This is a genomic window from Paenibacillus montaniterrae (assembly GCF_018403185.1).
GTDB lineage: Bacteria > Bacillota > Bacilli > Paenibacillales > Paenibacillaceae > Pristimantibacillus > Pristimantibacillus montaniterrae.
The window spans coordinates 142,605-156,942 of sequence record NZ_BOSE01000013.1; the positions used below are offsets into that span (position 1 = coordinate 142,605).

Consider the following 14,338-nt stretch of genomic DNA (forward strand, 5'->3'; position numbering starts at 1 on the left):
TTTACCATCCCCCAAGATTCACATTTTCCCAAGGCAAGCGTATCGTTACGCAGGTATAATCGCCCTGCACGCTATCAATCGACAGGCCGCAGCCTTTGCCATAGTGAAGCTGCAGCCGCTTATGCACATTTTCCAGACCAAGCCCATTTTTGCTGGCGACAATTGGCGTATCCGACTCATCTCGCAGTGCTGCCTGCAAGCTGGCCAGCGTCTGCGGATCGACTCCAGCGCCATCATCCCTAATTTCGATGAGCAGCTGGCTATCCTGCTCGACCCATACAGTAAGTTGGATATTTACGCTGCCGCCGAGAGGAGCGGCATGATGCACAACATTTTCAACAATCGGCTGCATGCACATTTTAGGGATGGAATAGCGCAGCACCTCTTGCGGCAAATCCGCCGTCAATATAAAGCTTGTGCTTTCCATAAAGTTGATAAATTCGATATAGCTTTGAATATTGGCGAGCTCCTCGCTCAAGGCTACCGTATCGCTGCGCCATTTCATGCTATAGCGCAGCAGTGAACCTAATGACACTAGCGCATTGGCAATAGCGGGCTGGCGCTCAACCTCTGCTCGCATCCGGATGGACTCCAGCGCGTTATACAAAAAGTGCGAATTAATTTGCGAATGAAGCGAGTGGAGCTGCGCGTTTTTGGCAATCAGCTGCTTATCTACAACCTGTGTCATTAGCCGCTTAAGCTCATCGAGCATTTTGTTGTAGCTGATCGCAACCTCGTCGATTTCATCTCCACTTTCGTGCTCATCCAGCCCGGTATCAATCTTGGCGTCCAGCTGTCCTTTCCGCACCTTGCGCATCGAGGCCAGCACGCTGTCCAAACGACGGAATATGCGGCGAGTCGTATGCGATACGAGCAGCATCATCATGAGCAGTACGCAGCAGGCAATGGCTATAACGAGCAGGTACCAGCTGCGAGGACCTTTCATCAGCTCTTGATGGGAGGCAATGTCCACCACATAAGCATTTAGCGGCGCGATATAACGGTATAGCGCGTAATACATATTATCGCCGACCTTTACCGTAATAGGGCTTTGCTGCTCCAGCACATCCAATTGCTCATAAATGCTGCCAAGTATGCTATCCAGCTCCTCACCCGCATGCTGGGAAAAGGCGTGCTGCGGATTGTATACATAACGAGCAGGATTGCTTCTGTCCATAACAACGGAAAAGAAGTCGCCTTCGCTTTCCTCCAGCAGCTCGCTGAAAAATTCATGATGCTCTACACGAATTTCCATAATGCTCGGGTGCTTCTGCTGCTGCCCCTGGAGGCGCACCAAGCGGTAGTAGGAGAGCGTATGATCCCCGTCCTTGAAGGCAAAAATCCGGTAGGCAGAGCCGCCTTCCTCGCGCAGCGGAATCCAGTAGTCCTGCGGCCAAAACTCGTCGTAATGGTAGATTTCCGGCCAAATTTCATACAGGTTCGGGTTATCGACGTAGAAGCTGAGCTGGCTAATCATTTTATTGCTTTGAATAATATTATGCATCTGCTCAAATTGGTTTTGCCTGAATTTTACGAGACGCAGGCCATCGCCGGTCATATTCGAATGGATAAAATCAATAAATGACTTTTGCGTCATCACAATCGAGGAAACGCTTTCAATAATATCCATTCTACTGCGCAGCTGTTCATCCAGTCTCGTCACATGGCTGCTTCCATTGGCCATAGCATCTTTATACAAATACGTTTCCTGAGTTCGTATGAATATGAAGGAGACGATGATGGCAGGGACTGCTATCATAATGCTAAAGGCGAGAAACAGCTTTTGAGAGATACGTGAATTGCGGTAAATCTTTCTCATCTTCGTAAGCAGATGCTTCATATCCATAACCTCCCTACCTCTGTAATATACCATATATTACTGGCCGGCAGGCGCTTCTATAATGATATAAATACGTAAAGCAAGCAATACCGGCCATCATCGCGATGACCGGTAAACATAAAGGCAAACAAGGAGCGCAGCGTAGAATAGAGCTACGTGAGCACCTCAAATGTTTGCGCAGGAAACATACTTCGGAAGCACCACTAATCGCTAGCGTTCAAGATTCGCCGTCGACTAAGCTACAATGCAAACACATCGTCATCAAAGTCGAGCTTTATAAACTTCTTCTTAAAATAGAGGTTTAAAAAGCTTGGCTTTCAGGACCAAGAAGGTTGAACGCTAGTAGAAAATGAGGAGCGCAGCGTAGAGGAGAGCTACGAGAGCACCGGAATTTTCGCTAGCGTTCAAGATTCGCCGTCGACTAAGCTACAATGCAACCGCATCGTCATCAAAGTCATGCTTTTTAACTACCGCTACCTCTTACTCGGCCATTTTTGCTTTGCGTGCGTCTAACTCAGCCTGCCGATGCTCAACTACCTGGGCAAAGCCATAGCCGTCACGACGGGAAAGGAAGCTCTCGAAAATTTTATCGAATGCCGCTTCGTCCTTGGCAGTAATAAGCTCAGGCAGCACTTCTTCCCAGTTTTGAGAAATGCGGGACCATGCCACTGCCGCTTCAGAGTCGCCTAGTGGGTCCAAGCCCTTGTAGATGCCGCTGTCAATGTCGGCTTGCGCATTAGCGAAATCCTCCATTTGCTTGATGACAGGAGCTTTTTCAGGTCTCCATTGGTTGACGATGACAGGATTGCGTACCATCCAGTACGTATCGGCAACACCGTATTCCTTCTCCAGCTTTTCAATATCGTTTTCCAGCAGCTGCACCATTTCAGGCTTCAATTGCGGCTTGCCGTCCACCGTATCCCAAGTTTCGCCTTCCTTGCCGAGGAATAGATCGCGTTGTCCTTCCTCGCTGACAAGATAGGTTAGGAAGCGAATGGCGCGCTCAGGATTTTTAGTGGATTTGCTAATCATCGTTACCATCCAGCCGTCCATATTACCAGGGAACAGCTTGGCGCTATCGCCATTACTGTTTTGCGGTCCATCTACTGCAATGTAGTAGGAGTCTGGATTCGCGCTTGCAGCCAGCATCGGATTAACCGCAGACATTCCCGTCCATTCGCGTACCATCATGAAATAACGGGCATTATTCGTTTTTTCCTCAACCTGAGTATCAGAGTCAACCAGGAAGTCAACATTAATCAGTCCGCGCTCGTATGCGGTACGGAACGTTTTAAGCCATGTAATATAATCCGGATCGGTAATGCGGTCGTACACCTTGCCATCCTTTTCATGTGGAATAGCCAGCAGGTTTTGCAAGTATTCGGTCATGCCATAAGGCACATTGCCTTGAGCAAAGAAAGGACTGATCGGCTGACCCTTGTACTCGGAATATTGATCCTTCAGCAATTGCAGCGCGTTAAGGAAGCCTTCCGGGGTGGTCAAGTCAGGGCTGCCCATCTCCTCATACAGATCCTTGCGTACTAAGAAGGTTTGGTTGGCAGCCGTCATCCCTGTTTCATGCATCAGGTTAGGGCTGTATGAATCATTCGGCACGCCGTAGGTGTTCCCATTTTCTTGACGGTACCATTTCAACGTACCATCGCCCGCCACCTTGAAGAAGTAAGGATCATACTGCTCCGCCAGCTCATTCAAGGCATAGACATGATCGCCCTCCCAAAGCTTTTTGACAGCGGTTTCCCAAGAGCCCATCGTAATTAGATCCGGCAGCTTGCCAGACGTCATCATAAGTGTAATATGCTCATTCGCTTCACCGGAAGGCACTTCGATTTTAACGTTTACACCCGTTTTCTCGCTAATATATTTGGAGTTCAAGCTTTCTCCCCAGCTGTGAGGATACCAGTTGGCGCCTACGAACCAGGTCAAATCTACCGGGCTAGTATCGAGCTTCCATGCAGGCTCATCAGGATTCAGCGCGGCTTCCTCCGTCGTGCCCGTATTAGTTTGCCCGTTATTGGTCGGTTGGTTGGTTGGCGTGTTTTCGTTATTGCCCGAGTTGGTACAAGCGGCTATGCTGATCGTCAAAACGAATGCTAAAGCAATGGTCATGCTTAGTTTCATAAAAGTACGCTTCATTACATGCTCATCCTTTCTTTTTTTTGATGAATATTTTATTTACCCTTTAATCGCGCCAATCATGACCCCCTTAACAAGATAGCGCTGAATAAATGGATAGACTAACAGAATTGGCAATGTTGCTACCATCATGGATGCAAATTTGATCGAATTGCTCGGCAGTCTGGCGCCGAACTGGGCCATTGCTTGCTGCTGCATGAACGACATCGAGTTTTCCGCAATAATTTTGTACAGCATCGTTTGCAGCGGCAGCTTATCCTGCGAGTGGATGTAGATGACGCCTTGATAGTAGTCATTCCAGTGATAGACCGCGGAAAATAGCGCGATTGTAGCGATTACGGCCATGCTGTTCGGCAGTACAATTCTGAACAGGACGCCATAATCTGAAGCGCCGTCTACCTTTGCCGATTCCTCCAGACTGTCCGGAATCGTGCGGAAGAAGCTCATAAAAATGACCATATTGAAAAAGGTGTACATAGCCGGAATGATGAAAACTAGAAAGTTGTCATACAGCCCCAGCTTCGTCATCAAAATAAATGTTGGAATCAATCCGCCGGAAAACAGCATCGTAATCAGTGCGATTTTCATATAAATTTTACGCCCGATCAGATTGGTTTTGCTCATGCCGTATGCGACAATCGCCGTAAACAGCACATGGACGACCGTTCCAATAATAGTACGCATTGTCGTAATATAAAAGCCGTTCATCAAGCTTTTATCGTTAAAGACAACACTGTAGCTGGCGAACGAGATTTCCTTTGGAAACCAGTTGGCTGTACCTAGCATAGCCTGCTCTGGCGAATTGAGCGAGTTTATGAGTACAAACCACATCGGATACAGTGTAATAAAGCAAACTGCCAGCATCAGCAGCGTATTGCAGATCTCGAATATTCCGATTCGCCGCAGCCTTCTGCGTTTTTCCATGGTTTAGACCTCCTCTAAAAGATGCTATCGCCAGTAAGCTTTTTCGACGCATAGTTGGCTAAAAACAACAGCCCTAACGCTACAATAGAACGGACAAACAGAACAGCGGTTGAGAAGGAGTGGCGTCCAGATACCAAGCCCATGTTGTAGATGTACAAATCAAGGCTTTCCGCCATCCGCATATTCATATTGTTTTTCAGCATGAAGATTTGCTCGAAGTTGCTGCCAAGTATGCCGCTGACTGCAAGAATAAACAAAATCGCAATCGTAGGCCGAATGCTTTGCACCGTAATATGCCACATCCGCTGCCATCGATTGGCGCCATCGAGCTCTGCCGCCTCGTACAGCCCTGGATCAATGCCGGCGATCGCTGCTATATAAATGATCGCGCTCCAGCCTGTTTCCTTCAGCGTATCGGAAAAATAGGTAATCCACCAAAAATATTTAGGATCACTGTTGTACAAAATCTCCCGATCCTGCAGCCCCAGCCACATCAGAAGCTGGTTGATCACGCCGCCTTCACCGAGCCAATTGAGCATAATGCCGCCAAAAATCGTCCAGGCAATAAAATGCGGCAAGTACGAAATGGTTTGAACCGTGCGCTTAAAGCGAATATTGCGTATTTCGTTAAGCAGCAAGGCAAATAAAATCGGAATTGGAAAGCCCAATACCAGCTTGATCGTGCTCATTCCCAGCGTATTGCGGATAGAGCGCCAAAAACGATCATCTGATAGAAAATCCTCAAAATGTTTAAACCCGACAAAAGGCGATTCCAGCACAGGTTTGGCAATGCTGTAGTCCATAAATGCAATGATGAGCCAAAACATTGGGATATAACAAAAGATAAACATCCATACAATCCCGGGTACGACCATGCTTTGCAATTGCCACTGCCTGAAAAAATGTTTGACTGTCCCTGCTTTGTTTTGGAACATACTCCCTGCCCCCTTCCCTTTCATCGTAAAGTAAACGAGAGTCGAAAAAAAAGGCCACCATTTTTGACCCTATCCCACTTTTTTAGATTTCATTGACCCGTAGCAAAAATGGAGTATGCTGGAAGCAAATGAAAGGAGTGCATAATGGATGAACAAGCTTATATGGCAGCAAAGTTTTGCAGAGGGGCAAGCTGATTTAAGCAGCTGGAATATTCGGATTGGCAACGACCTGCTTGATGATGATGGCAATCCAATAGTCCCTGGCTGGGGCAACAATGAGCAGCAGTATTACACGGGCAGCTCCAATAATTTGTATATCGATGAGCATGGCTTAAACCTGTGCGCACGCCGCGAAACGATTGAACATAATGGGCGCAGCTTTGCCTATACTTCAGCTCGATTGGATACAAAGGACCATTTCTCCTTTTGCTATGGCAAGCTGGTTGTGCGCGCCAAGCTGCCGATAGGAGAGGGGCTATGGCCCGCGATATGGCTGATGCCGCAGGACCAGACTTACGGGCCGTGGCCTGCATCAGGCGAGATCGACATTATGGAGGCAAGAGGACGTCTGCCCAAGCAAGTATCGGGAACACTGCATTACGGCAGGGCATGGGACGATAAAAGCACCGACGAATTCTCCTACCAATTTGAAGCTGGAACGATTAATGAATTTCACGACTACGCACTGGAATGGGATGCCGGCTCCATTCGCTGGCTCGTAGACGGACATTGCTATGCCGAGCGCAGCCTCGAGCCAGGAGTAATGCCATTCGACCAGCCCTTTTACATAGTGCTCAACCTCGCCATAGGCGGCTGGTATGACAATGTAGAGATCGATGAAGCAGCATTGCCAGCAGTCATGACCATTTCCGACATAAAGCTATATAAGTAATTAAACTGCTTTCAAAATTCATCGCCGACTAAGCTACTGAGAAGCTGCATCGTCATCAAAGCCCAGCTTTTTAAACTTCCTATCCAATAAAGGTTTAAAAAGCAGGGCTTTCAGGACCAAGAAGATAGCATGAAGCTAGGGAATGAGGAGCGCAGCGTACGGTTTTGGTACGTGAGCACCGCAGGCTCCCGATGAATGCTATATTCGCCGTCGAATCCACTACAGAGAAGTAGCATCGTCATCAAAGCCCAGTTTTTTAAACTTCCTCTCTCTCTAAAAAAATGGGATAAGAACCAAAACATTAGTACCTATCCATCTCCTCCACTCCTTGGCTAGAATAAAGGTGACTTACAAAATCCACATTTACGATAACGCTTACACAGGAGGTGATGATTGGCTGCAGTAAATGAACGTGCAAGCGAAAAAATTTGATTTAGAGGGAGGCAATTATGAAACGATTTCACAGTACGGAGAAACGGATTAAGCAATTATTAAGCATGCTTTTAGCAGCGATTATGGTAGCTAGCGTAGGTTTCTTGCCAACATCCAAAGCTCAGGCAGCGGAATCAGGAACGACCATTACCTCTATGACATACTTTTCTGTGGCGGACGGACCTGTAATCTCCAAATCAGGCGTCGGTCAAGCCAGCTATGGCTTTGTGATGCCGATTTTCAACGGAGGCGCAGCTACTTGGAGCGATGTTTCTGCTGATTTGGGAGTAAAGGTTAAAGTCAATGGCAGCTGGGTCGACATCGACAGCGTCAGCGGCTATGTTTATAACCAAAATTGGGGGCATTGGAGCGATGGCGGCATGAACGGCTATTGGTTCACGCTCTCCGCAACGACAGAAATCCAGCTATACTCCAAAGCCAATGGCGTGACACTGGATTATACGCTTGTCTTTCAAAACATTAATAAAACAACGATTACGGCGATGACGCCAACGCAAGGGCCGCAAATTACTGCGGGCTTCACGGGCGGAGCCGGGTTTACCTATCCCGTTTTCAACAATAATCCTGCAATAACCTATGAAGCGGTAGCGGATGATTTGAAGGTATACGTCAAGCCTGTAAACAGCAGCACCTGGATTGACATTGACAATAATGCGGCAAGCGGCTGGATCTATGACAGCAACTTCGGCCAATTTACAGATGGAGGCGGCGGCTACTGGTTTACAGTAACAGAGTCGATTAATGTAAAACTGGAGTCTAAAACCTCTGGAGCAAACTTGATTTATACGATTACTTTTAACGAGCCGGTTAGAAATTCCTATACGATTACGCCGTACGATGGGACGACTTATACGGCAGATGTGAGCGGCGCGATCGGCATACCGCTGCCTAAAATTGACGGTGGAGCGGCCATCGGCAGCGAGCTTGGCAACTTCGTCTATCAAATTAACATTAACGGACAGTGGGTTGATCTAAGCAACTCTGCCCAGAGCGGATTTTTATACTCTGGCAACGGCTACAACAATATGTCGGATGCCAATCAGTGGGGCTACTGGGCTGATTACATTTATGGACTGTGGTTCCAGCCTATTCAAGAGGATATGCAAATCCGCATCGGCTATCCGTTAAATGGGCAGGCGGGCGGTAATGTCGGCAGCAATTTCGTCAACTATACGCTGATCGGCAACCCGAACGCGCCTCGTCCGGACGTTTCCGATCATGAAGATATCGCGATTGGAACACCGAGCGATCCAAGCATTGCCGGCATGAATTTGATTTGGCAGGACGAATTTAACAGCAGCTCGCTAGATATGAGCAAATGGAGCTATGAAACAGGCTATTATATTAGCAATGATCCTAATAGCTGGGGCTGGGGAAATGCGGAGTTGCAGCACTATACAACCAGCGCGCAAAATGTATTTATCGAGGATGGTAAGCTGAATATTAGAGCGTTAAATGATCCGAAATCATTCCCGCAGGATCCAAACCGTTATGCGCAATATTCCTCCGGTAAAATCAATACGAAGAATCACTTCACCTTCCAGTACGGCCGAGTCGATATTCGCGCCAAGCTGCCTACCGGCAACGGCGTATGGCCTGCATTCTGGATGCTTCCGGAGGATTCTGTTTATGGAGCTTGGGCTGCATCGGGTGAAATTGATATTATGGAAGCGAAGGGACGTTTGCCAGGCACGACGAGCGGCGCCGTTCATTTTGGCGGTCAATGGCCGGTGAACCGTTATATTGCGGGTGAGTATCATTTCCCTGAAGGGCAAACCTTCGCTAATGATTATCATGTGTATACGATGATCTGGGAAGAAGACAATATTAAATGGTACGTGGATGGCAAATTCTTCTTTAAAGTTTCGCGAGAGCAATGGTATTCTGTAGCAGCGCCGAACAATCCGAATGCACCGTTCGATCAGCCGTTCTACCTCATTATGAATTTGGCGATTGGCGGTCACTTTGATGGTGGTCTTGCGCCAGATCCGTCAGATATCCCTGCTACGATGCAGGTGGATTATGTGCGTGTTTACAAGGAAGGCACTGGCGGGGGCAACCCTGGAAATGTGCCTGTTACTGGAGTTGCCTTGAATCCGAGCACTGCTCAAGTAGAAGCGGGGCAAAGCGTACAGTTAACCGCCAATGTTGCCCCATCCAATGCTACGAATAAGCAAGTGACGTGGACGACAGCCAACTCCGCAATCGCCTCCGTAAGCCTAAATGGCCTTGTAACGGGAATTGCGCCAGGCACGACTACTGTTACAGCTACAACTGCGGACGGCAATAAAACAGCTACTGCCACGATTACGGTTGTGTCGGCTCCGTCGACTGTGATCGTTATCGGCGATGCAGTGCGCGGCTTGAAGAAAATTGGCGACGATCTGCTGTTTTATGTCAATGGTGCTACCTTTGCTGATCTGCACTACAAGATCAATAACGGCGGACAGCTTAATGTAGCGATGACACCAATCGGGAACGGCAATTATACTTACCCCGTTAATAATTTGCAGCATGGAGATACGGTTGAGTACTTCTTTACGTATAATCCAGGGCAAGGAGCGCTTGATACCCCTTGGTTCACTTATGTTCACGGGGTAACGCAAGGAACGCCGGAATAACTGAAGATGAGTGACAGCAAGCAAGCTTCAGCAGCGGGTAATCTAATAGCCGCTCTGAGCTTGCTTGTTTGTTTTTGCTTGCGTTTATGCTTCGATATAACTTCATTGTATAAAATTAACGTTTACGTAAAGGTTATATATTGATAAAATAAATGTATAAGATTTGAGGATCAACAAGCGAAAAGAAGGTGATCGTATTTATAAAATTGATGAAGCGGCACAGCTAAGCGGACTGACGAAGCGCACGATCCGCTACTATGAGGAGCTTGGCTTAATTCCGCCTCCAGAGCGCAGCGAGGGCGGCTTTCGTCTGTATACGGACGCTCATATTGTTAGACTTAAAGCATTGACGGATATGCGAGATGCGCTTGGATTTTCACTGGGCGAATTGCAGGAGTATATTGTGCTTGTCGATGAAATCGATGCTTTGCGTCAGCAATATCGTGCTGAGCCGGATGGACCGCTAAAGCTGGATACGCTTGATCGGCTTGAACGAAAGCTTGAGGATCAGCTGATAGTCATCGATGAAAAGCTGGCCAAAATCAACCGCATCCGCTCAGAGGTTAAGCAATTGAATGAGCGAATCAAGCAATTTAAACAACAAGAGAGTCAGACAGAGAATCAGGAGTGAGACAACATGAGTAAAGCTGCAGTACATGCATCACAGTCAGAGCAAGAGCTAATCAAGCATCATAAATCAAGCATTTTACATCAGCCCCAAGCAGTATGGGCTGTTTTTTTCGCTTGCATATTTGCATTCATGGGGATTGGGCTAGTTGACCCGATATTGCCTGCCATTTCTCACAAATTAGAGGCATCGGCAAGCCAGGTCACGCTGCTCTTTACAAGCTACAATGCCGTTATGGCTGTAGCGATGCTTATTACAGGCACGATCACATCTCGTCTAGGCATGAAAAATACGCTGCTTGCAGGTATAGGCATCATTATTTTATTTTGCTTGCTAGGTGCATTTTCTAATGGCATATGGCAGCTTGTTGCCTATCGCGGCGGCTGGGGGCTAGGAAATGCGCTCTTTGTTGCAACCGCGTTGACGGCGATTACGACACTAACGAGCGGAACAGTAGCACAAGCGATTATTTTGTATGAAGCCGCGATCGGCCTTGGAATCGCGATTGGTCCTTTGCTAGGCGGCGAGCTTGGCGCTATATCGTGGCGAGCGCCTTTTCTCGGCGTGGCTGTGTCGATGCTAATCGCATTTTTGGCGTTACTGTTTATGATGCCGAAGCCGAAGGCAGCAGCAAAGCCGCATAAGAAGCTGGCGTTAAGCGAGCCATTCAAAGCATTAAAGCATCGTTCCTTGCTGGTGCTTGGTATTACCGCTTGCTTATACAATTTCGGATTTTTTACATTGATGGCGTACGCTCCTTTTGTGCTTGAGCATATGGGTGTTGATATTCATGGCATCGGTTATATTTTTCTTGGCTGGGGTATTCTGCTTGCAGTTACCTCGGTATTTATGGCGCCTCGCTTGCAGCAGGCTGTCGGTACTGTTAAATCAATGATTGCGCTGCTTGGCTTGTTTGGCTTGACGCTGCTGGCAATGGCGCTGTTTGTTGATGTAAAATGGGTAGTAGTATTTGGCATTATTTTTGCAGGTGCGCTGCTCGGCAACAATAACACGCTTATTACGACTGCCGTTATGAATGCTGCTCCCGTTGAAAGATCAACTGCTTCTGCGGCGTACAGCTTCCTTCGCTTTATCGGCGGAGCGATCGCGCCATTTTTGGCAGGCAAGCTTGCCGAGTGGTTTAACAGCAGCGTACCGTTCTATGTGGGCGGCAGCTTCGTCTTATTATCTGTTGTTTTTCTGCTCACTAATCATCGGGCAATCAAACATGTGGATGAGCTGGCAGTGTCGCATTGACGAGTGGTAAACCTCATACCAGAAGGGGATGATGTAATGAAGCCTACTGAAGAATGGCTTTCGTTGCGGCAGCAGAAGCGCGAAGTGTTGGCCAGTCCAGTTAATTTGAATCATTATTTTAGTCTGCCCGAGCTGGTAGGCAAGCAGCTGGAGGTAATCGATATTGGTCCTTGCTCTATTCCGAGCGGACAAATATTAGTGCGTGATCCGTTATGCTATTTAACGCAAAATGATGGACAGCCCTATTTTCAAACAGCACCTGTCGGCACTTATCGTACTGAGGTTTGCGTCATTAAGCGGGATGAATCAGGCGATTGCGACCGCTACGCTGCTGTGCGCCTGCGTTTCAGCGATGCAGAAGCGGTTCGCTTCGAGGAAGCGCTCGTCGGAAATGAGCAATTGCAGGGACTGGAAGAGGGAGAGTTTTTCGGCTTCAACGTAGATGCAGGCTTGGCATGCATTTGCGATAAGCAGGTCCAGCAGGCTTATATTGAATTTGAACAGAGCTGGCGACAGCACAATCCTGACAAAAATATTTATGATGATTACTTCGCCGCTCTGTTTGCAGATAGCTATAAGCAGCATCCGCAGTATCAACGTTCGGGTGGAGACTGGATCAACTGGAAAATTCCGAATAGCGATTATCATCTTCCGTTTTTTCAAAGCGGGTTTGGCGATGGAGCCTACCCGGTTTATTGGGGGTATGATGCAGCAGGGCAAATTTGTCAAATTGTTGTGCAGTTTATTGATATTGAGTTGGCTTATGAGGATGAGGACGAAGAAGAGTACGAGGATGAAAACTGAAGTGTTGGCATCATATCGAAATTAAATTTATATATTTGTGCAAAGACAAAGTAGAGAAGCTCCTTGCTGCCTGGAATAAGCGGCGAGGAGCTTCTTATATGTTCAGCGGAAAATTTGCTAGCTGCTTTGATCTAATATTAACGTCATCAACCAAGACTGCAGTGCAACGAGACGCTTATCCTCAAGCGGTTTGCTGGCGCCGACGGCGATCAGCGGCACTAAGGAATCCGCTTGATGCAGCGAGCCGTGAGAGCCTCCGCCTACATGGTTATAGCTGTGGCGCTCATGCAGTTCATAGGAAGGCTTGACATCGATGATGACAATGCTGCCGCTCTGAGCATGCAGCGCCCCATGCAGCCGCGCCAAAGCATCAGGATATTGTCCGTAGCTCACTTGCTGTTTATCATCAATCGTCAAATCCAGAATTGGCAGCTCGCCTTCAATGTCCCACTGCTGATTGTACTGATCTCGGTAGCCGCCTTGCGGTGCAAAGCTCAGCTGTCCTGCAAAGTCGGCGCCCTCAACGATGTTTTTGCCGTGCTCATGCCAGGCTATAAAGCGAATGCGTTTATCCTGCTTAAGCGTATCAACGAGCTCGGAATAGCTAATGCTGTTGTCTAGAATATGAATGTAGCTCATGCGTTCATTCAGTGCCAATGCCAGCTGAGCATCCTGCTTTTTGGGACTCCACAGGCTGTATTTGCCGAGCAGCTCATTCATTTTAATTAGTGCCTGCTGTTTATTGCTATCAACAAGCGACTGACCGCTGTCGCCAAGCACAATCCAGATTGCAGCGTCCGCCGCAGCTTCCCAGCTTCCATATAAATCAAGCAGCTGCTGCAGCGATTGATCTGCGTGTTCAATCGCCTGCAAATCATCGGGTCCATGCTTGTGCAGCTGAGCATCCGCATCAGGCAAATAGGCAAAAGTAAATGCTGGCAGCTTATTTTGCTTAATTATGCTGGCTAGCTCATTGACGGTAAATTGATTAGAGAAGCCGAGTCTGTCCCAAGGATAATTGTACTGGTCATTTTGCTTGCTGTACTGCGACATTACGCCAAGCGAGAGCAGCTCAGGACCGGCAGTCGTCACTTCTGCAGGCAGCAGATCAACATGCGCCAGCAGCCTCGGAATGTGCAGTTGATGCGGCGTATTGCCGCGATATACAAGGCCGTTGATCGAAGCAGACGGTATTTGCTGCTGCGCCAGCTTCTCATATATGGTTTGCACATTTCGGCTTAAATGCTGCTGATTGAGATGAATGATGCTATGCTGCAGCACATTTTTAACGCCATTAACTAAAATTTCATGCGGACCGCTGCCGTAGCTGATCATTTGCTGTTCCTTTTCACTAAACCATATTAAGCCTGGCACATGATGCTGGTCTGCGTAGCTGCCTGTTAAAATCGTGCTGTCGATGGAAACCGACATCGTCGGGTAGGCACTAACTACTTCAGGGTGAAACTCGCCTTTTTTCGCCAGAAAGGCAAGGGCAGGCGCTTTGCCTTCCTTCATTGCCTGCTGCAAAGGCTTGCTCATTAATGAATCGACCAGCAGCACAATAACGGGCTTGCCGCTGAATTCACCACTAGCTGCCTCAAGCTTGCGCTCGGGTGTTATCGAAATCGCTAATATGAGCCAAGCCGCCACTCCTGCAACTGCAATTAAGCTTGCTATCCATATCGTAGCTTTTCTCGTTCTGTTGTTCATGTTAAGTCTCATTCCTTTCGCTGTGCTCAAGGCACAAAAATACAATGAAAGTTGCACCATCAACCCTACCGTTTGATGATATAATGTACTCGGATAAGCAGATATACTACAGAGCACGGG

10 protein-coding genes are annotated in these 14,338 nt (G+C 47.8%); 5 read left to right on the forward strand and 5 right to left on the reverse strand.

The window, feature by feature from the left end:
- Position 1: 1 nt before the first annotated feature.
- The 4 genes from KJS52_RS24540 to KJS52_RS24555 all read right to left on the reverse strand — a co-directional run bounded on the left by KJS52_RS24540 (position 2) and on the right by KJS52_RS24555 (position 5,853).
- Positions 2-1,840: a sensor histidine kinase gene (locus KJS52_RS24540; RefSeq protein WP_213519928.1), complete on the reverse strand. Its 1,839-nt coding sequence runs from the start codon at positions 1,838-1,840 to the stop codon at positions 2-4.
- A gap of 480 nt (positions 1,841-2,320) precedes the next feature.
- The gene (locus tag KJS52_RS24545; RefSeq protein WP_213519929.1) at positions 2,321-3,994 is read right to left on the reverse strand and encodes an extracellular solute-binding protein; all 1,674 of its coding nucleotides are present in this window, start codon (positions 3,992-3,994) and stop codon (positions 2,321-2,323) included.
- A gap of 39 nt (positions 3,995-4,033) precedes the next feature.
- Positions 4,034-4,918 (reverse strand): carbohydrate ABC transporter permease, encoded by an 885-nt coding sequence (locus KJS52_RS24550; RefSeq protein ID WP_213519930.1) that lies wholly within the window; start codon positions 4,916-4,918, stop codon positions 4,034-4,036.
- A gap of 14 nt (positions 4,919-4,932) precedes the next feature.
- Positions 4,933-5,853, reverse strand: coding sequence for an ABC transporter permease (locus tag KJS52_RS24555; protein WP_213519931.1), 921 nt, complete (start codon positions 5,851-5,853; stop codon positions 4,933-4,935).
- A 148-nt stretch (positions 5,854-6,001) separates the two neighbouring features.
- Here KJS52_RS24555 and KJS52_RS24560 point away from each other — a divergent pair, with 148 nt between their 5' ends.
- The 5 genes from KJS52_RS24560 to KJS52_RS24580 all read left to right on the forward strand — a co-directional run bounded on the left by KJS52_RS24560 (position 6,002) and on the right by KJS52_RS24580 (position 12,508).
- Positions 6,002-6,745, forward strand: a complete 744-nt coding sequence (locus KJS52_RS24560; protein WP_213519932.1) for a glycoside hydrolase family 16 protein — start codon at positions 6,002-6,004, stop codon at positions 6,743-6,745.
- Between the two features lie 449 nt (positions 6,746-7,194).
- A complete protein-coding gene (locus KJS52_RS24565; RefSeq protein WP_213519933.1) occupies positions 7,195-9,819 on the forward strand; it encodes a family 16 glycosylhydrolase in 2,625 nt (874 codons plus the stop codon).
- Between the two features lie 163 nt (positions 9,820-9,982).
- Positions 9,983-10,450 carry a MerR family transcriptional regulator gene (locus KJS52_RS24570; protein ID WP_246563921.1) on the forward strand — a complete coding sequence of 156 codons (468 nt, stop codon included), beginning with the start codon at positions 9,983-9,985 and terminating at the stop codon, positions 10,448-10,450.
- 6 nt (positions 10,451-10,456) lie between these two features.
- Entirely contained in the window at positions 10,457-11,704 is a 1,248-nt protein-coding gene (locus KJS52_RS24575) for an MFS transporter (RefSeq protein ID WP_213519934.1), read from the forward strand.
- Positions 11,705-11,740: 36 nt separating this feature from the next.
- The gene (locus tag KJS52_RS24580; RefSeq protein WP_213519935.1) at positions 11,741-12,508 is read left to right on the forward strand and encodes a DUF4241 domain-containing protein; all 768 of its coding nucleotides are present in this window, start codon (positions 11,741-11,743) and stop codon (positions 12,506-12,508) included.
- Between the two features lie 117 nt (positions 12,509-12,625).
- On the opposite strand, the gene KJS52_RS24585 is transcribed toward KJS52_RS24580, so the two are convergent.
- A complete protein-coding gene (locus tag KJS52_RS24585) occupies positions 12,626-14,218 on the reverse strand; it encodes an alkaline phosphatase family protein (protein WP_213519936.1) in 1,593 nt (530 codons plus the stop codon).
- Positions 14,219-14,338: the final 120 nt, after the last annotated feature.